Origin of the sequence: Prevotella sp. E13-17 (genome assembly GCF_022024035.1) — a bacterium.
Classification (GTDB): domain Bacteria; phylum Bacteroidota; class Bacteroidia; order Bacteroidales; family Bacteroidaceae; genus Prevotella.
Window position 1 is genome coordinate 3408769 of record NZ_CP091787.1, and the last position, 24589, is coordinate 3433357.

Consider the following 24589-nt stretch of genomic DNA (forward strand, 5'->3'; position numbering starts at 1 on the left):
TTAGTCTTGCAAAACTAAATAAAAATCCCGGATACTTCATCATTATCACTTCTTCTTTCTAATAATTTAACACAGAAGGAGGATCAGACAAAAAGAGCGTAGCACGACTGGTGCTACGCTCTTGGTATAATGAAGGGGGTCGTCTTACAAACCTAATCTTGCGCGAACCAGACTGGAGGCGTCGGGCTGCTGCATACCGGTGAAGTCGGTGAACATCTGCATCAGGTCGCCAGTGTTGCCACGGCTCAGCACCTTACTGCAAAAGTCGAGCCCTGTCTCACGCTTCAACGCGCCACGCTGGGCAAAGACATCGGCAATGTTGACGGCCAGCACCTCGGTCCACAGATAACTGTAGTAGCCGGCGGCATAGCCCCCACCCCACACATGATTGAAGTAGCTGGTAGAATAGCGAGGAGGAATCTGTGTGTCGAGCAAGCCTACCTGACGAAGGGCTTCGGTCTCGAAGGCCATGGCTTTGTCGGCCGTGGGTACATCCTTTGAGGCGAGCATATGCCAGGCAAGATCCACACAGGTGGCGGCCAGGTTCTCGCCCAGTGCGTAGGCGGGCTGGAAGTTGATGCTCTTCAGCATGCGTTCCTTCAGTTCGGCAGGCATGGCTTCGTGGGTCTGGTAGTGGCGGGCATAGTGGTCGAAGACCTCGGGGATAGAGGCAAACGACTCGTTGAACTGCGAGGGCATCTCGACAAAGTCGCGAGCCACGCTGGTGCCGCTCAACATGTGATACTGACAGTCAGAGAGGATGCCATGGAGGGCGTGGCCGAACTCATGGAACATAGTGGTCACCTCGTCCCAGGTCAGCAGTGAGGGCTGACCCTCGGGAGCCTTGGCACTGTTGCAGACGTTGAAGATGATGGGCAGCTGGTTGCGCTGACGGCTCTGCTTCTGGAAGCCATCCATCCAGGCGCCGCCACGCTTGGTGGGACGACGGAAATAGTCGCAATAGAAGAGTGCCTTAGGATTGCCGTCCTTGTCGATAACCTCGAAGACGCGCATGTCGGAATGATAGGTGGGGATGTCGGTGAGCTCCTTGAGGGTGAGACCATAAACAAGGTTGGCAGCATAGAAGACGCCATTGATGAGCACGCTGTCAACATTGAAATAGGGCTTCACCTCGTCTTCGGAGATATTGAGCATCTCTTTCTTCATCTTGGCAGAATAGTAGAAACGGTCGTAGGGCTGCAACTGGAAGTCGGCACCCTGTGTCTTGCGGGCATACGCCTCGATAGCCTTGGTCTCGGCCTGAGCTACCGGTGTGTATTGGGCAATGAGATTCTTGAGGAAAGCATAGACATTGTCGGGGGTCTTTGCCATCGTGCGCTCCAAAGAGTAAGAGGCATAGTTGGGATAGCCCATAATCTCGGCCTGCTCGGCACGCAACTTGGCAATCTCTACGGCAATGGGGAAGGTGTTGTACTGGCCCGTGCCATTGCTGCGATTGACAGATGCCTCATAGACCTTCTTGCGCAACTCGCGGTTGTCGAGGCTGGCCAGAGGAGCCTGCTGGGTGGTGTTGACGATGACGATGGCATAGGGTGCCTTGCCGCCACGGCTCTCGGCATCCTTGGCACACTGAGCGATGTCGGCTTCGCTGAGACCGGCCAGGTCTTCTTTCTTATCGACCCACACCACAGCGTTGTTGGTAGCCTCCTGCAGGAGGTCGCCCCACTGCTGCTGCAGCTCGGAGATGCGCAGGTTGATCTCTTTCATACGGGCCATCTTCTCGTCAGACAACAGGGCTCCACTCAGCACAAAGCCTTTGTATATCTCCTCCAACAGCTTCTGGTCTTCGCCTTGCAGACTGTCGTGCTCGCGGTCATAGACGGCCTTGATGCGCTCGAAAAGTGGCTTGTTGAACGTAATCTCGTTGTCCAGGTCGGTCAGCATGGGCTGTACTTTCTTTTCAGTCTCGCTGATTTCGGGGGTCTTGTCGGCCTCTGTCAGAGCAAAGAACACACGGCTTACGCGGTCGAGCGTGCGTCCGCTTTCCTCAAGAGCGAGGATGGTGTTTTCGAAAGTGGCAGAGTCCTGGTTGTCGATAATCTGCTTGATCTCCTCACGCTTTTGAGCAATAGCCGTCTCAAAAGCAGGCAGATAGTCGGAAGGTTGAATCTTGCTGAAGTCGGGCGCACCATAAGGGAGCGTGCTTTCCTGCAACAGCGGGTTCTCGTGTTTGGCGTTAGAGCAGCTGCTCAGCTGCACCATCGCACTTGACAGCATAGCTGCCGAAATACCGAAGGTCATCAGTTTCTTATTCATGTTTGTTTGTGATAATGGTAGTCTTTGATAGTCTTTGTCACTATTTCGCTGCAAAGGTACGACGATTTACTGAAAAAAAGGAAAAAAGATACCATTTTTATTCACAAATTGAAAACTTCTCAAATTGAAGTTACCATAATAATAATGAGTAGAGGCTACCCTTCGTGCGCTTTACACGACGGGTAGCCTCTATGCTGCGCTGTTGGAAATAACATCCCAACGGATTTACTCCTCGCTCTGCGTGACATCCTCTATCTGCTGGAGAACCTCCTGATAGTGCTTTGTCATTCTCCTGTCGTAAGCAAAACCAAAACCGAAACCTAAGACAACAGAGAAAATAAAGCAGAATACAGTATAGGCTACTGAGGGGTAATGGGCTATGAGATATTCGTTGTAGAAAAACAGGACGAACCACAGGAACAGAAGGGGATAGGAGATGATGTTAAAGATGCGCTCGTACTTTTTCACCTTCAGCACCTTCTTGCGTACCTCCAGCAACGACTGCTCGTACAGATGACTATCGCCTATCAGTCGGAATATCCTGCGGCGATGCCAGGCGTCGTAAAGCAGGCCGACGGTGATGTAGAGCCACATCCACACTGGCTGGTGCATATAATTACAGAATATAAGATAGAACAATGGGATAAAGATGATGTCCAGAATGAAAAGCAAACGATAGTTTCTGACGACAGTAGAAACATTCTTCTTCACCGACTGACGAATCAAAGCGTCGTTCACAATCTCCTGCTGGGCCAGTTTCTGCTTCAGCAGACCCATCTGCTGTCGCATATTCTCAAGTTCAAAATTGTCATTCATAGCGGGTAAGCGTTTTTTAATCGTTAGACATTTGCTTCAGTTGTTCGCGAATGCGATGCAGGCGCACGCTGACGTTCTTGGCCGTGATGCCTACAATCTGACCTATCTCCTCGTAGGGCAGGTTCTCGAGCCACAGCAGTACGATGGCACGATCGAAGGGCTGCAGGCGCGAGATGCGCTTGTGGAGCATATCTACCTGGCGGGTATCCTCGTCGCTGTCCTTGAAAAGATTGATGTCCATCGTAATGTGTACCTCCATCTGCCTGCGTTTCTTCTTTCTGTTTTGCGAGATACAGGTATTCAAGGCGACGCGATAGATCCACGTATTGATGTCGGATCGCTGCTCGAACCCCTTGAAACCTTTCCATAGGTTTACCAGCACCTCTTGAAAGAGGTCTTCCACTTCGTCGGCATCCTGCGAGAACATGTAGCACACGGTATATATCGTGCTGCGATGTTTCTTTACGGTTTGCGCAAACTGTTTTTCTAGATCATTCATTTCTTTGTTTTTTCTGTATTGCTTTACCCTTTAGACGCAGCAAAGTTACAAAAACTACGTGATATCCCTTTTATTTTGCACAAATTTCTCAATAAACCAAATAAGTTGTACTTTGGCACAAATATGTTGTTCTTTTGCACCACGGATGATGGATAGCGCAACCAGTGTCTGCAGCTCAACAAGGTGGCACGCGCCATCTGCGAGGGCAAATAAAAAGCGCTGCAGTTTTTACGCTGCGACGCTATTTTATAATAAATAATGTCTATGACTTAGTCTGCTCAAAAGCCTTGACTAAAAACAGTCCCAGCACAATAGAGATAGTAATATTCTTGTTCATTGATATAGGTTTTTGCTATTGAAATAATATCGCTGAGTGCAGAGATAAGGTTGGGTACAAAGATATGAAACTTCTTCTGATTATCAATGCTGTTAGCCAGAAAAACATAGATGATGAAAGCTGAAGTAGTATTATGGTTCCCATAAATGACGGTCCATATCGACATGACCGTTGGGTTTGAAGTGCACACCTTCTTGTTCCAAGAGCAGGCGCTGACGACTCCAACCAGGAGCGGTACGCCCTTCTCTGTTGACCACGCGATGGCAGGGTAATTGTTCGGCGCCAGGGGTATAGCGAAGTGTGCGCCCCACCATGCGCGAGTGACTGGGCCACCCAGCCCAAGCGGCAATAATGCCATAGGTGGTCACCTGCCCCGAAGGAATCTGACTGACGATATTCAGCACGTCATCACGAAACTGGCGTGCCTCTTCAGGCGTCATTTTGTCTGGATAGTCTTTCATTTCTTTGTTTTTACTGTATTGCTTTACTCTTTAGACGCAGCAAAGATACAAAAACTACGTGATATCCCTTTTATTTTTCAATAAAAAGAGAGCAATCGTAAAAGAAAAAAAAGTACTTTTGTACCTAAAATTATGGATAGGAAGACATTTGAAAGCCGGAAACCTTTCGCGGGAGAGAAGAAAGCCTCAATGCAACGCCGCTGTGTGGACAACGACTACACCGAACGGCGCATGTATATGATTACGATGGTGACGGAAGAACGCAAGCCGCTGTTTGGCAAAGTGGTGGGGCAAAGCGAGGCCGCAGCGCCCGCGCCAGAGGCTCCACACATCGAACTGTCGGCACTTGGTGCTGAGATAGAGAAGATATGGCTCACCATCGGCCACTTTCATCCCGAGGTAAGTGTGAATGCCCTGCAGATGATGCCCGACCATCTGCATGCCGTGCTCTTTGTGAAAGAAAAAATGGAGAAGCCTTTAGGCAAGGTGCTACTGGGCGTGAAGCAGGCCTGCAACCGCGCGTTCCGCGAGATGATGCCGGAGGAATTTGTCGCTGTGGCACAGCGACACGCAGAACAGAGCAGAGACAATGGTCTACTCTTTGCAAAGGGCTTCAACGACCAGATACTGCTGCGCGAGGGCCAGCTGGAGCGCTGGCTTCACTACCTAAAGGACAACCCTCGCCGCCTGCTGATGAAGCACGAGCACCCCGATCTGTTCCGCGTACAGCGAGGACTTACCTTTGCCGGTCTTCAGTTTTCAGCCATTGGCAACCGCTTTCTTCTGGAGCGCCCTCTGAAACTGCAGGTACAATGCTCCAGAAGCATCACAGACGGCGACCTGCTGGCCAAAACAGCCGCCTGTCTGCAAGCAGCCCGTCAAGGAGCCGTGCTTGTATCGCCTGCCATTTCCAAGGGCGAGAAAGCCATCATGCGAGCAGCCTTCGATGAAGGCTTGCCCCTCATCTATCTGCAAGAGAACGGCTTCACAGACCTGGCAAAGCCGGGCGGCAAGCGCATGGAGGCGTGCGCCGGCGGTCAGCTACTCATCCTCGCCCCTTGGGAGCACCACAACGAAAAGCTCACCATCAAGCGCTCCCAATGCCTGCAGCTCAACGAAATGGCCCGCGCCATCTGCGCGGGCCAATAAAGCATAGAGCCTGCCCCCTAAGTAGAGTCTGTCGCTGTGCCACAGCGACAAGCAGAAGAGAGCCGCAAAAGAGATCAAGGGCAGGTAAGCGCCCTATTGATTAATCACCCATACCAGCGGTATATTTAACACTATTTCGCTTTCAACGACCAGCCAGTCTGACTGAAAACCGGGGACGTTTGCTGCGCTGTACTTATATTCGTATTCGAAACCTTCCGGCAATGAGCTTGCCCCATAATGATAATCAATCTGCAGTTCGTACTTTTCGTTATTACTAGCCATGGTAAGTCCCGTCATCTCGTGTTTGGGCAAAGTGCCAAAGTAACCCATATTCGCCAAAACAGAGATGTAGGTTCTATCATGATCCATCAGATAGTCAAACGACATGAAAGGCAACAAGGCTGTCAGCAAATGGTCATTATAATGAAAAACGGTCTCGAAGTATTTCTCACCATCCTGCGTGGCAAGCATGTCTTTCAGGTCGTCACCCTGCCAGTTCAGTCGCTGTACGTACTTCGTTCTCATCACGTTGCCGTCTAATGTACCATAGACCTCATAGCCTGTCAATTTATTGTCAGTATAAGAGTATGCAATACTGTCCCTTAGCCTGTCGTTACGGATATCGAGAGGCATGCTGCCAGAGACTATCTTACCGTCTTTGGTATAGAAAATACAATAGGGCGTAAATCTGGCCACTGGCCCCATTCTCATGAGTCGTCGGTAAAGATTCATGTGGAGGACGATTCTTCCTCGATCATAATGAAACGAAATAGTATCGGATTTTCCAGAGACTGTTGTTCCCCATGTTTTTCTGTACTCTTTCACCCGATGTTGGGCATCATAGTCAAAATGGAAAAGGCTTTCACCGTCTGGAATATCGGGGATGCTATCAATACGCATCGCTACCTTTCCAGGCACGTCGGGCCGAGCTGTTGTATCATCACTATTGCAGCCCGTCAGGACAATGATTATCAAGGATAAATACAAAAATATCTTTTTCATGAATACAAGTATCATTTGTAGTATACAAAAGCACCGCAGAAAATTCCGCGGCGCTTTTATATAATATAAATAATGTCTATTGACTTAGTCAGCCATCTTGGCCTTGATCATCTCGCGGTTCAGGCGAGCGATGTTGGCGATGGTCTCGTTCTTCGGACAAACGGCCTCGCAGGCACGAGTGTTCGTACAGTTACCAAAGCCGAGCTCATCCATCTTGGCAATCATGTTCTTCACACGACGGGCAGCCTCAACGCGACCCTGGGGAAGCAGAGCCAGCTGGCTGACCTTAGATGAAACGAACAACATGGCAGAGCCGTTCTTACAAGCTGCTACGCAAGCACCACAACCGATGCAAGATGCGCAGTCCATAGCCTCGTCGGCATCTTCCTTAGGAATCAGGATGGCGTTGGCGTCCTGAGCCTGACCGGTGCGGATGGTGGTGTAGCCACCTGCCTGGATGATCTTGTCGAAGGCATTACGGTCAACCATACAGTCCTTAATGACAGGGAAGGCAGCTGAGCGCCAAGGCTCAACGGTGATTACGTCACCATCGTTGAAGCGACGCATGTAGAGCTGACAAGTGGTAGCACCGCGTTCGGTCAAACCGTGAGGTGTACCGTTGATGTAGAGCGAGCACATACCGCAGATACCCTCGCGGCAGTCGTGATCGAATACGAAAGGCTCCTTGCCTTCGTTGATGAGTTCTTCGTTCAGAATGTCGAGCATCTCGAGAAACGAGGTGTCATCGGGAATATCATGCATCTCGTGAGTATCGAAGTGACCCGCATCTTTGGGACCATTCTGACGCCAAAATTTAATGGTGAAACTTATATTCTTAGCCATAGTCTTTAATTCTTATAATTACGGGTTTGTACTTTAATTGCCTCATACTTCAGAGGCTCCTTAGAGAGCTCGGGCTCAACACCCTTGCCTTTATACTCCCAGCAGCCCACGTAGAAGTAGTTCTCATCGTCGCGCTTTGCCTCACCTTCCTCGGTCTGGTACTCCTCACGGAAGTGACCACCACAAGACTCGTTACGAGAGAGCGCGTCGAAAGCCACGAGCTGACCCATGGTGAAGAAGTCACGCAGATGGATAGCCTTGTCGAGCTCTACGTTGAGACCTTCCTTGGTGCCAGGTACGAAGAGGTTGGTGTCGAACTCCTTCTCGAGCTCGTGCATCTTCTTCAAGCCTTCCTTCAGACCCTCAGCGGTGCGACCCATACCTACATACTCCCACATGATGTGACCCAGCTCCTTGTGCAGAGAGTCAACAGAGCGCTTACCCTTGATGTTGAGCAGACGAGTCAGCTCAGCGTCAACAGCCTTCTCTGCCTCATCGAATTCAGGACGATCGGTAGAGATCTTGCCCCAGATAGACTGGTCGGCCAGGTAGTTCTGGATGGTGTAAGGCAGTACGAAGTAACCATCGGCCAGACCCTGCATCAGTGCAGAAGCACCCAGACGGTTAGCACCGTGGTCAGAGAAGTTACACTCACCGATAGCGAACAGGCCAGGGATAGTGGTCTGCAGCTCGTAGTCAACCCAGATGCCGCCCATGGTGTAGTGGATAGCAGGATAGATCATCATTGGCTTGTAGTACTTCACGCCATTGATCTCGTTGGCCAGGTCGCCAGGGAATACGTCTGTAATCTCCTCGTACATCTCGAACAGGTTACCATAGCGCTGCATGATGACGTCGAGACCCAGACGGTTGATAGACTCAGAGAAGTCGAGGTAAACAGCCAGACCTGTGTTGTTAACACCGAAGCCCTTGTCGCAACGCTCCTTAGCGGCACGTGAAGCCACATCACGAGGAACGAGGTTACCGAAGGCGGGATAGCGGCGCTCCAGATAGTAGTCGCGGTCTTCCTCGGCAATATCCCAAGGATTGATCTCGCCCTTCTGCAACTTCTTAGCATCCTCAATCTTCTTTGGCACCCAGATACGACCATCGTTACGCAGTGACTCAGACATCAGCGTCAGCTTAGACTGCTTGTCACCATGAACGGGGATACAGGTGGGGTGAATCTGAACGTATGAGGGGTTAGCAAACATTGCGCCCTTACGATAGCACTGGACGGCAGCGGTACAGTTACAACCCATAGCGTTGGTAGAGAGGAAGTAGGTGTTTCCGTAACCACCAGTGGCGATAACTACTGCATTAGCAGAGAAGCGCTCCAGCTTACCGGTTACGAGGTTCTTGGCGATGATACCACGAGCACGGCCGTCAACGATGACCACGTCTTCCATCTCATAACGAGTGTAGAGCTTTACCTTACCAGCATTTATCTGACAGCTCAGTGAAGAGTAAGCACCCAGCAGCAACTGCTGGCCGGTCTGACCCTTGGCGTAGAATGTACGGCTTACCTGAGCACCACCGAACGAACGGTTGGCCAGCATGCCACCATACTCACGAGCGAAGGGAACACCCTGAGCAACGCACTGGTCGATGATGTTGTTTGAAACCTCAGCCAGACGATAAACGTTGGCCTCGCGAGCGCGATAGTCACCGCCCTTCACGGTATCGTAGAACAGACGATAGACAGAGTCACCATCATTCTGATAGCACTTTGCAGCATTGATACCACCCTGTGCGGCGATAGAGTGAGCACGACGTGGAGAGTCCTGGATACACAGGTTGATCACGTTGAAGCCCATCTCACCGAGAGAAGCAGCTGCAGAAGCACCAGCCAAACCGGTACCTACTACGATCACATCGAGCTTCAGCTTGTTCTTGGGGTTAACCAGGCGCTGATGAGCTTTATATTCTTTCCATTTCTCAGGCACTGGACCTGCAGGAATCTTTGAATCTAATACTTTTGCCATAACTATATTGCGTTTTCAAAAAACCATTAAACTAATTTACTGACAGCATGCAGCTACCGTATCACAGCATGCAGCATCGGGACAGCAGTTGAGCGAAGGAGCGCAACCGAAGGCGAAGCCCAGCACCACAACAGTGAAGCCCAGCATCAGCAGAGTGACATAGATGAGACCGATGCACTGCATGCGCTTCTGCCAGATCTTACCACTGAGGCCCAGTGTCTGCATGGCTGACCAGAAGCCGTGAGCCAGGTGGAACCAGATAGCAGCAAACCAAACCAGATAGAGCACTACCAATGGCCAGTGTGAGAAAGTGTCGATGATGAAAGCGAAGCCATCAGCGGGGCTGTGACCGTTGGTGAAACCAGCAATCTCGGCAAACATCATGTTGTACCAGAAGTTCTGCAGGTGAACCAGCAGACCAATCAAGATGATCAGTCCCAGAACGAGCATGTTCTTAGAGGCCCACTCTACCTTACCCGATTTAACGGTAGTAGAAACCTCATAACGGCTGTTACCGCGAGCCTTACGGTTCTGAGCCGTGAGGATAAACGCGAAAACAATGTGAATGACAGCGAGGGCAGCCAGACCCATAGTAGCTACAAGAGCATACCAGTTGGCACCCAGCAATTCGCAAATAGTGTCGTAAGCCTCACCAGAGAAGAGCGCTACGATGTTCATTGCACAGTGGAATGTCAAGAACAGGATGAGCGCAATGCCAGTAATAGACATTACAACCTTTCTACCAATTGATGAATTTAATAACCACATAAAAGATTGAAAATTAATTAATTAATATTGATTTTAGATTTATTGTCAGCAAGACACAGACCTTCACAGGCTAACAAAGATACTCATAATAGAGTACGTATATACGCAATGTGGGTACAAAATTAACTAAAAATAATGAATCTGCAAATCTTTGCTGCAGAAAATTGGGTTATTTATACAAAATAAAAGAATCGGAATTGCAAGGCAAAAGTGCCACAATTCCGATTCTTTTTCTTCGTTTTTTTCCGTCGATATTAATATTCCACGGTCTTGGTATAGGTCTTGCCACCAACAGAGAACGTCAGCTTGACAGACGGCTTATATACGCCGTTCAACCTACTAGTAAGGCTTACCGACACTTGCTGGTTTTTATACAGGTAGCCATTACCGCCACTAAGAGCTACCGGAAGCTCGTTTCCATCTTTATCCACCAGTACAACCGACGTGATATTGATGGTAGAATGATAGTTGTTGGTGATGACGATTGGACACTGAGACGTGACATAACCATCCGTCTTCTCGTATTCGCCCGAACCGCGCTTGACGTTTACCTTATCGGTGGCATCATAGACCTTTACTTCACAATAATCAAAGTAATTAGTGTAGGTGATGCCATCCTTCGTAAAGTCGGGTATGCCTGCATTAATATGAACACTGCCCCTCGCAAGTGCAGTTACAAGCCCCTGCTCACTGACAGAAGCCACCTTCGCATTACTACTGCTCCACTGAATATTTGCGTCATTAAAGGCTTTTGCCTCCAGTGAGACAGAACCGCCGAGCTCCAGTTCCAGGCTCTCTTGCTCCACATAGACATACTTATGCTGTTTGACAGGGAAGGCTATACGCACCTCGTCGTTATAGAGTATAATAGAGTCTATACGTTCGAAGTCGGCACCTCTGAAGACTGGAATCCTCACAAGGTTATAATACAGGTCGTAGCCATCCTTTATCGTCTGATCTACCGAGAACCATGAGCCATTTTTCGTTGTTTTGCTCACGTGATAGCCTGGTGTCAGCGTTTTCACCGGCAGATTAAACTCGCCACCATTCTTTCCGCAGGAGATCACCTTGCGATGGTCACTGAAGTTGATGGTGATATGAGGATTGGTGCGCTGCTTTACAGCCACCTTAGCCATCTCTTCGCCAGCAACGAGGAAACGCAGCGTATCAGCATTCGCTTCATTATTAAAGTTCTCTTTGAACGAGAGGGTTATCTTCTCGGTGGTCTCGTCTATAGGAGTCATGACGCAGTCCACCCACGACGGGCTCTTGATCTGGTACTTCACGTTGCTGACAATGTTGAATTCTTTCGTCTGTTGCTTATAGCTCACCTCCACCTTCTTTACGCTAGGCACCAGCTTCACCTGGAAGTTCTGTTCCACCTTGAAAGAAGTCTTCACCGAGTTCTCATCAATGGTGTTGCCATTGGGCAGATACAGCGTAACGGTGGCCGAGCGCTTAGCCAACGCCGTATTGGTCTGAGCCGTGAAGAATACCTGATTATCCTTCACCACAGCGCTCAGCCAGCGGGCCGTCATCTGGGTCTCGTTATCGATAATCTGACAATGTATGTCCTCCAATTCGCGCGTCAGCGTCAACACGTCGCTGGTCTGGTCATAGTCCAGTTCGCGGTCTTTGATGGTCAGGTTGTCGAAGATATTATCGTGATGCTGCGTCACCCTGAACGACTTCTGGGGTGTGCTCTCGGTGATGGTCGAGCTGCTGACATAGAGCGTCACCATGGCCGAGCGGTCGTGCTTGGTCGTGAGCTTCGACGGTTTCAGCTCTATCTTATTGCCACTGAGAATGACATTCAGCCAGGTAGGCGTCTGCTGAGTGTCTTCGTCCACCAGTTTATACCTCACGCTGGTCAGGTCAACCTTCGTTGTTATCGCATGACTTGACGTATTCCATTCAAGCCCCAGGTTGGCCACTTTCAGACTGTCCAACAGGTTGTTGCCTTTTTGCGTAAACGTGAATCCCGTATGAACGGTCTTGGCATCGATGGTATTGCCATTGGGCAGATAGAGCGTCACACTGGCCGAGCGCTGATACTTAGAGTAGTTGGTCTGCGCCACAAACTCCACATGCTTGCCGTTCACCGTGGCCTGTAGCCAACCAGGTGTCTGGTGGGTGTCGTTGTCCACCAGTTGACAGCGGATGCCTGTCAGTTCGCGAGACAGTTTCAGCGTGTCGTACTTCTCGTCCCAGTTCACGGCTCGATTATTGAACTGCACATCGTCAAAGATGTTGTAATGTTCCTGATTCACCACAAACGACACCTGTTCGGTGTTCTCGTCGATGGTATTACCATTATTGGGCACAAACAGGGTCACCGTGGCCGAGCGGTTATCGACCGAGGTCAACTGCTGTGGTTTAAGAATCAGTTCCTGATGTTCGGCATCGAGTGTCACCTGCAACCATGTTGGTGCACGCTTGGTGTCGTTGTCCACCAGTTTGGTGTGCAACAGCGAGAGGTCCACCGTCTGTTTCAGAGCCCGAACGGTCTCGTTCCAGCTCATGGTCTGGTTCTCGAACCGATGACCATTGAAGATATTGTTGCCCGACTGCTTGAAGGCAAAGCTCGTCTTCACCGTCTTTTCGTCGATGGTGTTGCCATTAGGCAGATAGAGTGTCACCGTAGCGGTGCGGTCGGCCTTCGACATATTCTCTTTTACCGTAAAGAAGACCTGTTTCCCTTTCACCGTGGCCTGCAACCAGGTGGGCGTCTGCTTCGTGTCAACATCTGTCAACTGACAACTGATTCCCGTCAACTCTCGCGTCAGTTTCAGCGTGTCGGCCTTTTCATCCCAACTGACCACACGATCTTTATACATCACACCATCAAAGATGTTATCGTGATTCTGCGTCAGGTAGAAGCTCGTCTGTACGGTCTGCTCCGTCAACGTATTGTCTTTACCCTTCATATACAATGTCACTTTCACCGTGCGATTAGTGTTGGAGGTCAGCGCCACCGACTTGAACAGCACCTTGTTGCCCTCAACCGTAGCCTGTAGCCAGGTGGGTGCTTTCTTGGTCAGCGTGTCCACCACCTGACACAGGATGTTCTGCAACTCATGCGATAGTTTCAGTGTATCGGCAGTTTGGTTCCAGACGATGGTGCGGTCATCATATCGCACCCCGTCAAAAATCCTGTTATGTCCCTGTTCTACGACAAAAGGCAGCGTAATGGTGGTCGTGTCGATAGTTTCACCATGATTAGGATAGAAGAGCATCACCGTAGCCGTACGGTCTTTTTTCAGGTTATAAATCGTCGTCGTCACGGCCACCGAGTCGCCGGCAACGGTTGCCGTACACCATGAGGCTCGCTCCTTGGTGGCGTCGTCTATCACCTGAGCACGCACTCCCGTCAGTTGTCGGTCGGTATGAATCACATAGCGTCCGCCGGCTGCCAGCGACTTCACGGGTTTGATAGTCAGGCTGTCGAGCACAGGGTTATGAGTCTGTCTGACCAGTATCGAAGCCTTCGACAACAACGAGTCGCTGACATACTGGTCGCTGTTGGGCACCAGTCTCACCAGTGCCGCACGGTCATCCTTTGAAGCATACTGTGAAACTGCTATTGTAAGATTCTTGCCGTCGATCATGGCTTTCACCCAGTCCACCTTCTGACCGTCCAAATCATAGATTTCTGTTTTTGTGTTCTTCAGCGTGTTCTTGAATGTCAACGTGGTGTCGCCCTGCTCAAAGCCCATGACCACCTCGTCAACATCCAGTCCGTCGAACATAGAGTTTTTCTTTTGGGTGACATAGAACACCACCGGTTGCTCCTCGTCATTAATCTCCTCGCTCTTCACGTGCAGCGTCACGCAAGCCGTACGATCGCTAACCGTGATATTCTCCATCAGGGTCAGCGCTATTGCCTTCTGATTGATTTTCACATCGAGCCAGTTGGCTGGATATTTGGTCTTGGTGTCAATGACGGTTGCCATCACATCGGTCAGTACGTTGTCAACATTGATAGTCTTCTGCACGCCCGCAGAAGAGAATGTCTGGTTCTCTATATGGAGGCCCTCAAGCGGTGATGGAAAGTCCTCGTGTTCCACACACGACAAAAAGAGTCCCAAAACAACCAACAACGGGAACAATATTTTTTTCATTTCCTCAAAAAGAATTTTAATGTTTTAAAGTGTCAAAAATGATTATTCAATGGGCAAAATTACGGAAAAAGAACGAATTACACAATATTTAAATGACTTTTTATTGAAAAAAAAGCGGATTTGATTGATTTTTTTATCTCATTCATTTTAAACGCATTATCTTTGCACAATGTACTACTAAGTTATAAAAATAATGGTTCTAATGAGAAAAATTCTACTTTATATGGCCGCCATATTGTTGTGGACAACAACGGAGGCACAGACACTGAACGTACAACTGGGCGAGGTTGTCTATCAGATTCCTGCCAGTCAGGCTGGCGATATGGTCTATGAAAACGGACAGACTGTGACCATCATGGGCAAGACCCTTGCACTCAGTGACATCAGCCAGATGTACATAGACAACAGTGTGGTGACCGATAATAGCGTCAGCATCGACTATCAGGGCGAGACCGCCCGTGTGACAGTGGCAGGAAATATTGCTAAACACCTGACTATCAGCACAAACAAGGCGCACGTATCCCTCATACAAAGCGCCACGTTGACCGACGAGATTACCTATACATTGAGTGGCACTTCGACCAACGGCTCATTCTATATGGATGGCGAACTGAAGGCCAGCGTCGTGCTGAACGGTGTCACACTGACCAACCCCGACAGCGCTGCCATCAACATCCGCAACGGCAAGCGCATCAGCATCGAACTGGCCGAGGGCACCACTTCGACACTGGTCGATGGCGTGGGTGGCAGCCAGAAGGCCTGTTTTGCTGTGAAGGGTCACACGGAATTCAAAGGTGCTGGCACCCTGAATATTACTGGTCGCACGGCACACGCCTTTTGGGGCAAGGAGTATGTGCAACTGAAGAAGAGCACTGGCACCATCAACATCCTGGGGGCTGTGGGCGACGGCTTCAATGTGAACCAGTACTTCCAGATGAATGGGGGCACGGTGAACATCAATAACGTGAGCGATGACGGTCTGCAACTGAGCTATAAGACCGACGACGATGATCAGATCATTCCGCTGACAGACGATGAAGACAACACTGGCGAGGTGATCATCAATGCCGGCACACTGAAAATCAGTACCACAGCAGCTGGCGCCAAGTGCATCAAGAGTGAAAACAAGGTGACCGTGCACGATGGCACACTGACACTGAAAGGCAGTGGCGGCATAGACACCAGCGACAGCAGCGACCCGTCTTACACGGCTGGCGTCAAGGCTGAGGACTTCACACAGAACGGTGGTACTGTCGAGATGACCATCAGCGGCGCTGCCGGACGTGGCGTCTCTGCCGACCATATCACCACCAATGGTGGCCTACTGACCATCAACAACAGCGGTGCACCGCAGACGGTGTCCAGCGATGTGAAGTCGGCCAAGGGCCTTAAAGGCGAATACATCGCCCTGAACGCAGGCATCATCACCATCGCCATGACGGGCAATGCCGGTAAAGGCATCGCAGCAGGCAACGGCACCAAGAGCACCAGTGGCGGAGGAGGCTGGTTTGCACCTGCAAGAGCACCGATGATGGCACCTGCAAGAGCACCGATGATGGCACCTGGTGGCAGACCTGGCGGTGGCGGTATGGGCGGTGGCACCACCTACACCAACGTGACTGGAGCCTACACACAAGGAACTGCCGACGGCAACGGCCCCACCCTGACCGTCAGCACCACGGGCAGCGCCTACAGCAGTTCTTCTGCCAAGGCCATTAAGGCTATCTGTGCGGCTGTGATCTACGGCGGCGAGACCACCGTCACCACCAAGACGAATGGTGCCGAAGGACTGGAATCGAAGACCGGCATCACCATCAACGGCGGCAAGCACTATCTGCAATGCTACGACGACTGCATCAACACGTCGGGAAAGATTGTCTTCAATGGTGGCATCACCGTATGCTACTCTAACGGCAACGATGCCGTCGATTCGAATGCGGGCACCACGGGCGCCATCACCATCGGCAATGGCACCTGCTTTGCCTATACGTCGGCAGGCGGCCCAGAGGAAGGCTTTGACTGCGACAACAACTCGTACATCCAGATCACGGGTAACGGCACCTGCATCGGCGCCGGCGGTGCACAGGGTGGCGGCTCCAGCAGCTCGACCATCTCTAACGCAGCCCAGGGCTACACATTCCTCACCAACACCATCAGTTACACCAGCGGTCGCTACTATACCTTGGCAGACAGCAACGACCAGAACCTGGCAACCTTTAGCTTTGCTGCCAACGTCTCCAGTTCGCTGTCGCTGATTACAGCCAAGGGCATGACCTCCAAGGGCAGCTACAACATCAAATACAGCACCACTGCGCCTACCGATGCTGCAACCGTCTTCCACGGACTGTATCTGGGTAGCAGTGCTAAGGGCACAAACAGCGTGACCAGCTTCACGGCCAAGTAAAACAGGATAACATCGTACGAATTGACAAGATGAGGGGTAATACTGCATCAAAGCAGTGTTGCCCCTCTACATTTTTTAAGCATTATTATACATACTAATTGCAGAAGATTTTGTAATTTTGCAAACGAAATATTTCAAGTTACAATGATATTAAATTACGACGTAGTGGTTATCGGCGGCGGACATGCTGGCTGTGAAGCTGCCTGTGCCTCGGCCAATATGGGCGCCAAGACGCTGCTGGTAACGATGGACATGAACAAGATTGCACAGATGTCGTGCAATCCCGCGGTTGGTGGCATCGCTAAGGGACAGATAGTACGAGAGATTGACGCCCTTGGCGGACAGATGGGAATAGTGACCGACCGCTCTACCATTCAATTTCGCATGCTAAACATAGGCAAAGGCCCCGCCGTATGGAGCCCTCGCGCACAATGTGACCGTGGCAAGTTTATCTGGAACTGGCGCACGGTCATCGACCATACGCCCAATCTGGACGTATGGCAGGACCAGGTCTGCGAGCTGATGGCAGAAAAGGGACAGGTCACAGGTGTGAGAACCATCTGGGGAACGGAGATACATGCACGCGCCGTCGTGGTGACTGCAGGCACGTTTCTCAACGGTCTGATGCACATAGGACGTAAGATGGTGGCTGGCGGACGCATCGCCGAACCTGCTGTCAGCGATTTCACCGAGAGCATCACCAAGCACGGCATCCGCTCTGCACGCATGAAAACAGGAACACCTGTCAGGATTGACAAGCGCAGCGTGCATTTCGACGAGCTGGAAGCACAGCCTGGCGACACCAGCTACTACCAGTTCTCGTATATGGGCGAGGCACGCACACTGCAACAGCTGCCTTGCTGGACGGTGAACACGAATGCCAAGGTGCACGAGATTCTGCGCTCTGGACTGAACGACTCCCCTCTCTACAACGGACAAATACAGTCTATCGGACCTCGCTACTGTCCTTCGATAGAAACAAAACTGGTCACCTTCCCTGACCGCGAACAGCACCCGCTGTTTCTGGAACCAGAAGGCGAAGACACCAACGAGATGTATTTGAATGGCTTTTCGTCATCGCTCCCAATGGACGTTCAAATCGAGGCTTTAAGACAGATTCCTGCCTTCCGCGATGTGAAAGTGTATCGCCCAGGCTATGCCATAGAATACGATTTCTTCGACCCTACACAACTAAAACACACGTTGGAATCGAAAAAACTGGATGGACTGTTCTTTGCCGGACAGGTGAACGGAACCACAGGCTATGAGGAAGCTGCCGGACAGGGACTCGTGGCTGGTGTCAATGCAGCGATGAAATGCGATGGACACAACGAATTTGTGATGCACCGCGACGAATCATACATCGGCGTGCTCGTCGATGACCTCGTGACAAAGGGTGTCGATGAACCCTATCGCATGTTTACTTCGCGTGCCGAATATCGCATCTTGCTGCGCCAAGACGATGCCGACGCCCGACTCACCGAACGCTCGTATGCCATGGGACTGGCCAAAAAAGACCGCCTCGACCGATGGGTGGAAAAGAAACTGTTCATCGAAAGAATCGAAGCTTTCTGCAAATCATTCCCCATAAAGGCAAAAGAAATCAACCCCGCATTGGAGAAACTGGGAACCACCCCACTGCAGTTTGGCGTCAAGCTGGAAGATTTGGTGGCTCGCCCACAACTGAACTTCCACAATCTGGCAGAAATCATCCCAGAACTTCACGAATTGATCGAAAGCGCACCCAACCGAAAAGAAGAGATTGCCGAGGCTGCCGAAATACGTATCAAATACAAAGGGTACATCGAACGCGAGAAACTCGTGGCCGACAAAATGCACCGCTTGGAAAATATAAAAATCAAGGGGCACTTCGACTACAACTCCATCCAATCGCTCTCCACCGAATGCCGACAGAAGTTGACCGCCATAGACCCCGACACACTGGCTCAGGCGAGCCGCATTCCAGGCGTCTCACCGAGCGACATCAACGTACTGTTGGTGTTGATGGGACGATAAGTTTCACGTGAAACAAAAGCGTTAAAACATTAATATAACTAACTGAGTATGAACACCAAATTACTGTTGGACAATCTGCGTTGCATACCGGATTTTCCGAAGAAAGGAATTAATTTCCGCGATGTCACCACGCTCTACAAGAACGGCGAGTGCATGAAAGAGATGGTAGAGGACCTCTACGAAATCTACAAAGACAAAGGTATCACGAAGATAGTTGGTATCGAAAGCCGTGGATTCATTCTGGCATCTGCCCTGGCCTATAAGTTGGGGGCTGGCGTTGTACTGGCGAGAAAACCGGGCAAATTGCCCTCTACCACCATCAAGGAATCGTTCTCAAAAGAGTATGGCGTTGATACCGTCGAGATGCACATCGACTCTATCGATGAAAACGACGTTGTTTTAATCCACGACGACCTTTTGGCAACGGGTGGAACAGCGAAAGCAACCTACAAGCTGGTGAAACATTTCAATCCGAAAAAGATTTTCATGAACTTCATTATTGAAATCAAAGATGAAGGTCTTCACGGACGCGATGAATTCGACGGACTTTGTGATGTGACCACTTTGCTGACCATTTAAGCACACATCAATCCCCCAAAGCGCCCTCCCCGACCCTTCAAACGGGAGGGACTTTTTATAAATAAAGAAAGGACAGAAGGGAAATATCGTTTCACGTGAAACAATAGAGCATGACAAAGGAAGAGAACGAGGCACGTTTAGCCTATCTGAAAGGAATCGTATCAAGACTGCCCGAGAAGCCTGGCAGCTATCAATACTACGACAGTGAGGGGACGATTATATACGTTGGCAAGGCAAAGAACCTGAAGTCGCGCGTCTCTTCCTATTTCCATACGGAAGTGGATCGCTTCAAAACAAAAGTGCTGGTGTCTAAGATCCACGACATAAGCTACACGGTGGTCAACACCGAAGAGGACGCATTGCTGCTTGAAAATTCGCTCATCAAGAAGTATAACCCGCGCTATAACGTGTTGTTGAAGGATGGCAAGACCTACCCCAGCATCTGTGTAACGAACGAACCCTTTCCGCGCATCTTTAAGACGCGTACCATCAACAAGAAGTGGGGCACCTATTTCGGTCCTTATTCGCACATAGGTTCGATGAATGCCGTGTTGGAACTGATCAACAAGCTATACCATCCGCGCACCTGTCGTCAGCCGATGACGAAAGAAGGAATTGCCGCCGGTAAATACCAGGTTTGTCTGGAGTATCACATCAAGAACTGCGGAGGGCCATGTATAGCCAAACAAACCTATGAAAACTACCAGCAAAACATCATGCAGGCACGTGAAATACTGAAGGGTAACACCCGCGAAGTGCTGCGTCAGATGCGTGAAAAGATGCAGTTATTGGCAGAAGAACTGCGCTTTGAAGAAGCAGAAGAAATCAAGAAAAAGTACCTGTTGATAGACTCGTTTGTAAGCAAGAGCGAGGTGGTGAGCCACACCATCGACAATGTGGATGTCTTTTCGATCACCAACGACGAGAAGATTGCATACATCAACTATATCCACGTGTCTAACGGCGCTATCAATCAGTCGTTCACATTCGAATTCAAGAAGCGCCTGAACGAGACCAACGAGGAGTTGTTGCAACTTGGAATCATCGAGATGCGCGAGCGATTTAATAGTTCTTCACGTGAGATTGTGGTGCCTTTCGACCCCGAAATGGAGCTAGACGGCGTCACCTTCACCATTCCACAGCGCGGTGATAAAAAGACGTTGCTGGACCTCTCGGAAATGAATGGCAAACAGTATAAGTTTGACCGCCTGAAACAGGCAGAGAAACTGAATCCAGAACAGAAACAGGTGCGCCTAATGAAGGAACTGCAAGAGAAGTTGGCACTGCCCAAGATGCCCTATCAGATAGAGTGTTTCGACAACTCCAACATCTCGGGAACGGACGCCGTGGCTGCGTGCGTGGTGTTCAAATCCATGAAACCCAGCAAGCGAGACTACAAGAAATACAACATTAAAACGGTGGTGGGCCCCGACGATTATGCGTCGATGAAAGAGGTGGTCTATCGCCGTTATAAACGGCTTGTAGAGGAAGAAGAGCCCCTACCCGACCTTATTGTGGCTGACGGCGGAAAAGGTCAGATGGAAGTGATACGTGAAGTGATTCAGGACGAACTGAAACTGGACATCCCTATCGCTGGTTTGGCAAAAGACAATCGCCACCGCACCAATGAGCTACTTTACGGTTTTCCGCCACGCGTGATTGGCTTGAAGACCAACTCAGAACTCTTCCATGTGCTGACTCAACTGCAAGACGAAGTGCACAGATTTGCCATCACGTTCCACCGCGACAAGCGCAGCAAACATGCGCTGCACTCGGAATTGGATGATATCCAGGGCATTGGACCCAAGACGCGTGATGCACTGATTGATCGACTAAAGAGTGTAAAGCGTATTAAAGAGGCTGATATTCAACAACTTACAGATGTCATTGGCGCTTCAAAAGCACAAATCATCTACCATCACTTCCATCAAGAGTAGTTTTACTTCCATCAAGAGTAGTTTTACTTCCGTCAAAGTACGGCTTTGACGCTCAACAAGTGGCACTTTTAGCTCGTCAGAGTGCCACTATGACCAACCAAAAGTGCCACTCTTGGTCTGAATCCAGGGGCTGGATTGAATCATTCCAGGGGCTGAATTACACCGCTCCAGGGGCTAGACTGAACCATTCCAGGGGCTGGATTGAAAGTAAAAGGGTAAGTATTGCTACAAGAAAGCGGAAGTATGATGGTTCAAAACACCCGATATTGCAGCACGATTCGGACACTTTTGCAAAAGAACAGGATTGTAAGGGGAAGGTACTACCGCTCGACAAAAAAAAGAATAAATTCTTTGCTTTTGTTCTCGCTTATTCGTACCTTTGGCTGCGCCGAAGGTACTCACGTTCGGAAAATTGCAAATAAATTTGCATTTTCGCTCACTTAATCGTACCTTTGCAGCATGAGAATTGTAATTCAACGTGTTAGCCACGCCTCAGTGACAATCAACGGGACTGTGAAATCAAGTATCGGTAAGGGATATTTGATTCTGTTGGGCGTCTGCGAAGAAGACACCGAAGAGGATGTTGACTGGCTGGTGCACAAGGTGGTGGGCCTACGCGTTTTCGACGATGAGAACGGGGTGATGAACCGTTCTGTCATGGAGGTAGGCGGCGAAGCACTCGTGGTGAGCCAATTTACGCTGTTTGCAAGCTACAAGAAGGGCAATCGCCCCTCGTGGTTGAGAGCAGCAAGGCACGAGGTCAGCGTGCCGCTCTACGAGCTTTTCTGCAAGAAACTGAGCAACGAGATGGGCAAAGCCTGCGGCACGGGTGAATTTGGCGCCGACATGAAGGTGGAACTGCTGAACGATGGCCCTGTCACTATCTGTATGGATACGAAGAACAAGGAGTGAAGACCTCACCCCGGCCCTCTCCCAAGGAGAGGGAGATAAATATTTATTTATATATGACGATAGAAGAGGCACAGGAGACTGTGGACAAATGGATTAAAACGTATGGCGTGAGGTATTTTGGCGAACTCACCAACATGACGGTGCTGACCGAAGAGGTGGGCGAACTGGCACGCATCATGAGTCGTCGCTATGGCGAACAGTCGTGGAAGGCGTCTGATCCGCGAGCTACCGACAATGGCCGAGAGGCACTGGGCGAAGAGATGGCCGACGTGCTGTGGGTACTGCTGTGCCTGGCCAACCAGACGGGCGTTGACCTGACTGAGGAACTACAGAAGTCTATCGATAAAAAGACAAAAAGAGACGCATCAAGACATATAAATAACCCTAAATTAAAGCATAACGACTATGGAAGAAATGAACAAGATTGAGCAAGTGCTGAACCAGTATAACCTCGACATCACCGACGAGGAAGTACGCGAGGCCGTGAAGACAATCATCGCCGAAAAGGTGCCTCAGAACGATACGCCTGAAGTGAAGAAATTCCTGATGGGAAGCGTGGAACTGACCACACTGAAGACCACCGACAGCGAGACTTCTGTGATGGCTTTCACCGAAAAGGTGAACCAGTTTGACGAGCAGTACCCCGACCTGCCCCACGTGGCTACCATCTGTGTTTATCCTAAGTTTGCCAAGACCGTCAGCGAGACACTCGAGGTAGAGGGCGTCGAGGTGGCATGCGTTTCGGGCAGCTTCCCCAGCAGTCAGTCACTCATCGAGGTGAAGACAGTTGAGACTTCGCTGGCCATCAAGGATGGAGCCACCGAGATAGACATCGTGATGAACGTGGGTGCCTTCCTTGAGGGCGACTACGACACGGTTGTCGATGAGATTCAGCAACAAAAGGAGGCCTGCGGCGAACAAGCCATGAAGGTGATTCTGGAGACAGGTTGTCTGAAGACTGCCAAGAACATCAAGATAGCCTCACTACTGTCGATGTATGGCGGTGGCGACTATATCAAGACTTCTACCGGCAAGCTGGAGCCTGCTGCCACGCCCGAGGCTGCCTATGTGATGTGTCAGGCCATCAAGGAGTACTACGATAAGACTGGCGTACAGATTGGTTTTAAGCCTGCTGGCGGCCTTAACAGCGTGATGGATGCACTGATCTACTACACCATCGTGAAAGAGGTTCTCGGCGAGAAATGGCTCACCAACAAGTGGTTCCGCATGGGCACCAGTCGTCTGGCAAACTTGCTGCTCAGCGAGGTTGTTGGCGAAGATGTGAAATTCTTCTAAGCGCTTTTCAAGCGCTTAAACTGAGAGTTGCGCTTAAACTGAGAACTGAGAGTTGAGAACTGAGAGGTATGATTAGACCTGCTGGTTCTAATTATAATGAGAGGTGAGTAGTACTAATAATACTTCTCACCTCTCACTTTTCACTTATAAGAACCTCTCAGTTCTCAACTCTCAGTTCTCAGTTAAAAGCACCTCTCAGTTAAAGCTCATTTTCTTCTTTGAATGACGTAGTCGAGATAGGCGGTGAGTGCAGTAGCTATCATAGGGTCTTTGACGCACGTGTCAACATACTGCTGCGCCTTGCGATGATAGTCTTCCATGCATCTCTCGGCATATTCTATGCCACCCTGCTGCTTGGTGAACTCCACCAAAACAGCGATTTCATCGCGATTGATAGTGCCCGCCTTCACCTTCTTGGCAAGCGTCATCATCGAGTCGAAAGGCGAATGCTGCAAAGCATAGATAACAGGTAGTGTCAGCTTGCCCTCAGCCATATCGTTGCCGGTGGGCTTTCCTATCTCTTTTGAATCGTAATAATCGAAGATGTCATCGCGAATCTGGAACATGATGCCCAGGTCATGACCAAACTGGCGGGCCTTCTCTACCTCAGCATCGGTGGCTCCGGCAGACAGCGCACCTATCGACGAGCAGGCAGCAAAGAGCACAGCGGTCTTCTGTTCAATCACACGATAATAGACCTCCTCTGAGATTTCCTCGTTCTTGATGTTCTGCAACTGCAAAATCTCACCAGATGCCAGCACCCTACCCAACTCTGCCAGCGTCTCGATGATGCGCTGGTTGTTGGTGTAAGACACCTTCAGCAGTGCGGTGGAAAGGATGAAATCGCCCACCAAGACAGCCGCCTTATTATTATAGGTGGCATTCACAGAGGCCTGTCCTCGACGCTCCTCACTCTCATCCACAACATCATCGTGAACCAACGAAGCAGTGTGCAGCAGCTCTAATCCGATGGCTGAGTTCAGCGTCACACTCGACACACTGCCATAGTTCTTAGCCAACAGCATGAGCAACATGGGGCGCATGCGCTTACCACCACGCTGTTTGATGTGAGAAAGCACCTCGGAAAGTAACGAGTCCTCGTGGCTCAGAGATTGTTCGAAGAGCGTGATAAACTCGTTCAGTTCTGATTCGATTGGTCGTTTGATGAGTGATAGATAGTCCATTAT

At 50.2% G+C, this 24589-nt stretch carries 18 protein-coding genes; 8 read left to right on the forward strand and 10 right to left on the reverse strand.

Annotated elements, in window-relative coordinates; all coding sequences use genetic code 11:
* Positions 1-144: 144 nt before the first annotated feature.
* The 4 genes from L6472_RS13420 to L6472_RS13435 form a co-directional block, all read right to left on the reverse strand.
* The gene (locus tag L6472_RS13420) at positions 145-2238 is read right to left on the reverse strand and encodes a M3 family metallopeptidase (RefSeq protein WP_237808038.1); all 2094 of its coding nucleotides are present in this window, start codon (positions 2236-2238) and stop codon (positions 145-147) included.
* Positions 2239-2502: 264 nt separating this feature from the next.
* Positions 2503-3093 (reverse strand): hypothetical protein, encoded by a 591-nt coding sequence (locus tag L6472_RS13425; RefSeq protein ID WP_237805954.1) that lies wholly within the window; start codon positions 3091-3093, stop codon positions 2503-2505.
* Positions 3094-3109: 16 nt separating this feature from the next.
* Positions 3110-3592 (reverse strand): RNA polymerase sigma factor, encoded by a 483-nt coding sequence (locus tag L6472_RS13430; protein WP_237805956.1) that lies wholly within the window; start codon positions 3590-3592, stop codon positions 3110-3112.
* A 468-nt stretch (positions 3593-4060) separates the two neighbouring features.
* Positions 4061-4390: an MGMT family protein gene (locus L6472_RS13435; RefSeq protein WP_237805958.1), complete on the reverse strand. Its 330-nt coding sequence runs from the start codon at positions 4388-4390 to the stop codon at positions 4061-4063.
* Between the two features lie 132 nt (positions 4391-4522).
* Between L6472_RS13435 and L6472_RS13440 the strand changes: the two genes are divergently transcribed.
* Complete coding sequence (locus tag L6472_RS13440; protein WP_237805960.1) at positions 4523-5539, forward strand: hypothetical protein; 1017 nt, start codon at positions 4523-4525, stop codon at positions 5537-5539.
* A gap of 93 nt (positions 5540-5632) precedes the next feature.
* On the opposite strand, the gene L6472_RS13445 is transcribed toward L6472_RS13440, so the two are convergent.
* From L6472_RS13445 to L6472_RS13465, 5 genes are all read right to left on the reverse strand, one after another.
* Entirely contained in the window at positions 5633-6541 is a 909-nt protein-coding gene (locus L6472_RS13445) for a hypothetical protein (protein WP_237805962.1), read from the reverse strand.
* A gap of 84 nt (positions 6542-6625) precedes the next feature.
* Positions 6626-7384: a succinate dehydrogenase/fumarate reductase iron-sulfur subunit gene (locus L6472_RS13450; protein ID WP_027450874.1), complete on the reverse strand. Its 759-nt coding sequence runs from the start codon at positions 7382-7384 to the stop codon at positions 6626-6628.
* A gap of 5 nt (positions 7385-7389) precedes the next feature.
* Complete coding sequence (locus L6472_RS13455; RefSeq protein ID WP_237805964.1) at positions 7390-9369, reverse strand: fumarate reductase/succinate dehydrogenase flavoprotein subunit; 1980 nt, start codon at positions 9367-9369, stop codon at positions 7390-7392.
* Positions 9370-9405: 36 nt separating this feature from the next.
* Positions 9406-10137 carry a succinate dehydrogenase/fumarate reductase cytochrome b subunit gene (locus L6472_RS13460; protein WP_237805966.1) on the reverse strand — a complete coding sequence of 244 codons (732 nt, stop codon included), beginning with the start codon at positions 10135-10137 and terminating at the stop codon, positions 9406-9408.
* A gap of 254 nt (positions 10138-10391) precedes the next feature.
* Positions 10392-14258 carry an Ig-like domain-containing protein gene (locus L6472_RS13465; RefSeq protein ID WP_237805968.1) on the reverse strand — a complete coding sequence of 1289 codons (3867 nt, stop codon included), beginning with the start codon at positions 14256-14258 and terminating at the stop codon, positions 10392-10394.
* Positions 14259-14460: 202 nt separating this feature from the next.
* On the opposite strand from L6472_RS13465, the gene L6472_RS13470 reads away from it, so the two are divergent.
* The 7 genes from L6472_RS13470 (at position 14461) to deoC (ending at position 23402) form a co-directional block, all read left to right on the forward strand.
* A complete protein-coding gene (locus L6472_RS13470; RefSeq protein WP_237805970.1) occupies positions 14461-16662 on the forward strand; it encodes a carbohydrate-binding domain-containing protein in 2202 nt (733 codons plus the stop codon).
* A 144-nt stretch (positions 16663-16806) separates the two neighbouring features.
* Positions 16807-18678: a tRNA uridine-5-carboxymethylaminomethyl(34) synthesis enzyme MnmG gene (gene mnmG, locus L6472_RS13475; RefSeq protein ID WP_237805972.1), complete on the forward strand. Its 1872-nt coding sequence runs from the start codon at positions 16807-16809 to the stop codon at positions 18676-18678.
* Between the two features lie 48 nt (positions 18679-18726).
* Positions 18727-19257 (forward strand): adenine phosphoribosyltransferase, encoded by a 531-nt coding sequence (locus tag L6472_RS13480; protein WP_237805974.1) that lies wholly within the window; start codon positions 18727-18729, stop codon positions 19255-19257.
* 110 nt (positions 19258-19367) lie between these two features.
* Positions 19368-21194, forward strand: coding sequence for an excinuclease ABC subunit UvrC (uvrC, locus tag L6472_RS13485; RefSeq protein ID WP_237805976.1), 1827 nt, complete (start codon positions 19368-19370; stop codon positions 21192-21194).
* Positions 21195-21653: 459 nt separating this feature from the next.
* The gene (gene dtd, locus L6472_RS13490) at positions 21654-22106 is read left to right on the forward strand and encodes a D-aminoacyl-tRNA deacylase (protein WP_237805979.1); all 453 of its coding nucleotides are present in this window, start codon (positions 21654-21656) and stop codon (positions 22104-22106) included.
* 53 nt (positions 22107-22159) lie between these two features.
* Positions 22160-22534 carry a nucleotide pyrophosphohydrolase gene (locus L6472_RS13495; RefSeq protein WP_237805981.1) on the forward strand — a complete coding sequence of 125 codons (375 nt, stop codon included), beginning with the start codon at positions 22160-22162 and terminating at the stop codon, positions 22532-22534.
* Positions 22512-23402 carry a deoxyribose-phosphate aldolase gene (gene deoC / locus L6472_RS13500; RefSeq protein ID WP_237805983.1) on the forward strand — a complete coding sequence of 297 codons (891 nt, stop codon included), beginning with the start codon at positions 22512-22514 and terminating at the stop codon, positions 23400-23402. Before L6472_RS13495 ends, deoC begins: the two co-directional genes overlap by 23 nt.
* A gap of 206 nt (positions 23403-23608) precedes the next feature.
* On the opposite strand, the gene L6472_RS13505 is transcribed toward deoC, so the two are convergent.
* The gene (locus L6472_RS13505) at positions 23609-24586 is read right to left on the reverse strand and encodes a polyprenyl synthetase family protein (protein ID WP_237805986.1); all 978 of its coding nucleotides are present in this window, start codon (positions 24584-24586) and stop codon (positions 23609-23611) included.
* Positions 24587-24589 lie beyond the last annotated feature (3 nt).

Bases quoted from the DNA above. Each gene is read 5' to 3' on its own strand.
- L6472_RS13450 (WP_027450874.1), bottom strand. From the start codon at position 7,384: ATGGCTAAGAATATAAGTTTCACCATTAAATTTTGGCGTCAGAATGGT.
- L6472_RS13425 (WP_237805954.1), bottom strand. From the start codon at position 3,093: ATGAATGACAATTTTGAACTTGAGAATATGCGACAGCAGATGGGTCTG.
- L6472_RS13460 (WP_237805966.1), bottom strand. From the start codon at position 10,137: ATGTGGTTATTAAATTCATCAATTGGTAGAAAGGTTGTAATGTCTATT.
- L6472_RS13480 (WP_237805974.1), top strand. From the start codon at position 18,727: ATGAACACCAAATTACTGTTGGACAATCTGCGTTGCATACCGGATTTT.
- mnmG (WP_237805972.1), top strand. From the start codon at position 16,807: ATGATATTAAATTACGACGTAGTGGTTATCGGCGGCGGACATGCTGGC.
- deoC (WP_237805983.1), top strand. From the start codon at position 22,512: ATGGAAGAAATGAACAAGATTGAGCAAGTGCTGAACCAGTATAACCTC.
- dtd (WP_237805979.1), top strand. From the start codon at position 21,654: ATGAGAATTGTAATTCAACGTGTTAGCCACGCCTCAGTGACAATCAAC.
- L6472_RS13505 (WP_237805986.1), bottom strand. From the start codon at position 24,586: ATGGACTATCTATCACTCATCAAACGACCAATCGAATCAGAACTGAAC.
- L6472_RS13420 (WP_237808038.1), bottom strand. From the start codon at position 2,238: ATGCTGTCAAGTGCGATGGTGCAGCTGAGCAGCTGCTCTAACGCCAAA.
- L6472_RS13430 (WP_237805956.1), bottom strand. From the start codon at position 3,592: ATGAATGATCTAGAAAAACAGTTTGCGCAAACCGTAAAGAAACATCGC.
- L6472_RS13495 (WP_237805981.1), top strand. From the start codon at position 22,160: ATGACGATAGAAGAGGCACAGGAGACTGTGGACAAATGGATTAAAACG.
- L6472_RS13440 (WP_237805960.1), top strand. From the start codon at position 4,523: ATGGATAGGAAGACATTTGAAAGCCGGAAACCTTTCGCGGGAGAGAAG.
- L6472_RS13465 (WP_237805968.1), bottom strand. From the start codon at position 14,258: ATGAAAAAAATATTGTTCCCGTTGTTGGTTGTTTTGGGACTCTTTTTG.
- L6472_RS13470 (WP_237805970.1), top strand. From the start codon at position 14,461: ATGAGAAAAATTCTACTTTATATGGCCGCCATATTGTTGTGGACAACA.
- uvrC (WP_237805976.1), top strand. From the start codon at position 19,368: ATGACAAAGGAAGAGAACGAGGCACGTTTAGCCTATCTGAAAGGAATC.
- L6472_RS13455 (WP_237805964.1), bottom strand. From the start codon at position 9,369: ATGGCAAAAGTATTAGATTCAAAGATTCCTGCAGGTCCAGTGCCTGAG.
- L6472_RS13445 (WP_237805962.1), bottom strand. From the start codon at position 6,541: ATGAAAAAGATATTTTTGTATTTATCCTTGATAATCATTGTCCTGACG.
- L6472_RS13435 (WP_237805958.1), bottom strand. From the start codon at position 4,390: ATGAAAGACTATCCAGACAAAATGACGCCTGAAGAGGCACGCCAGTTT.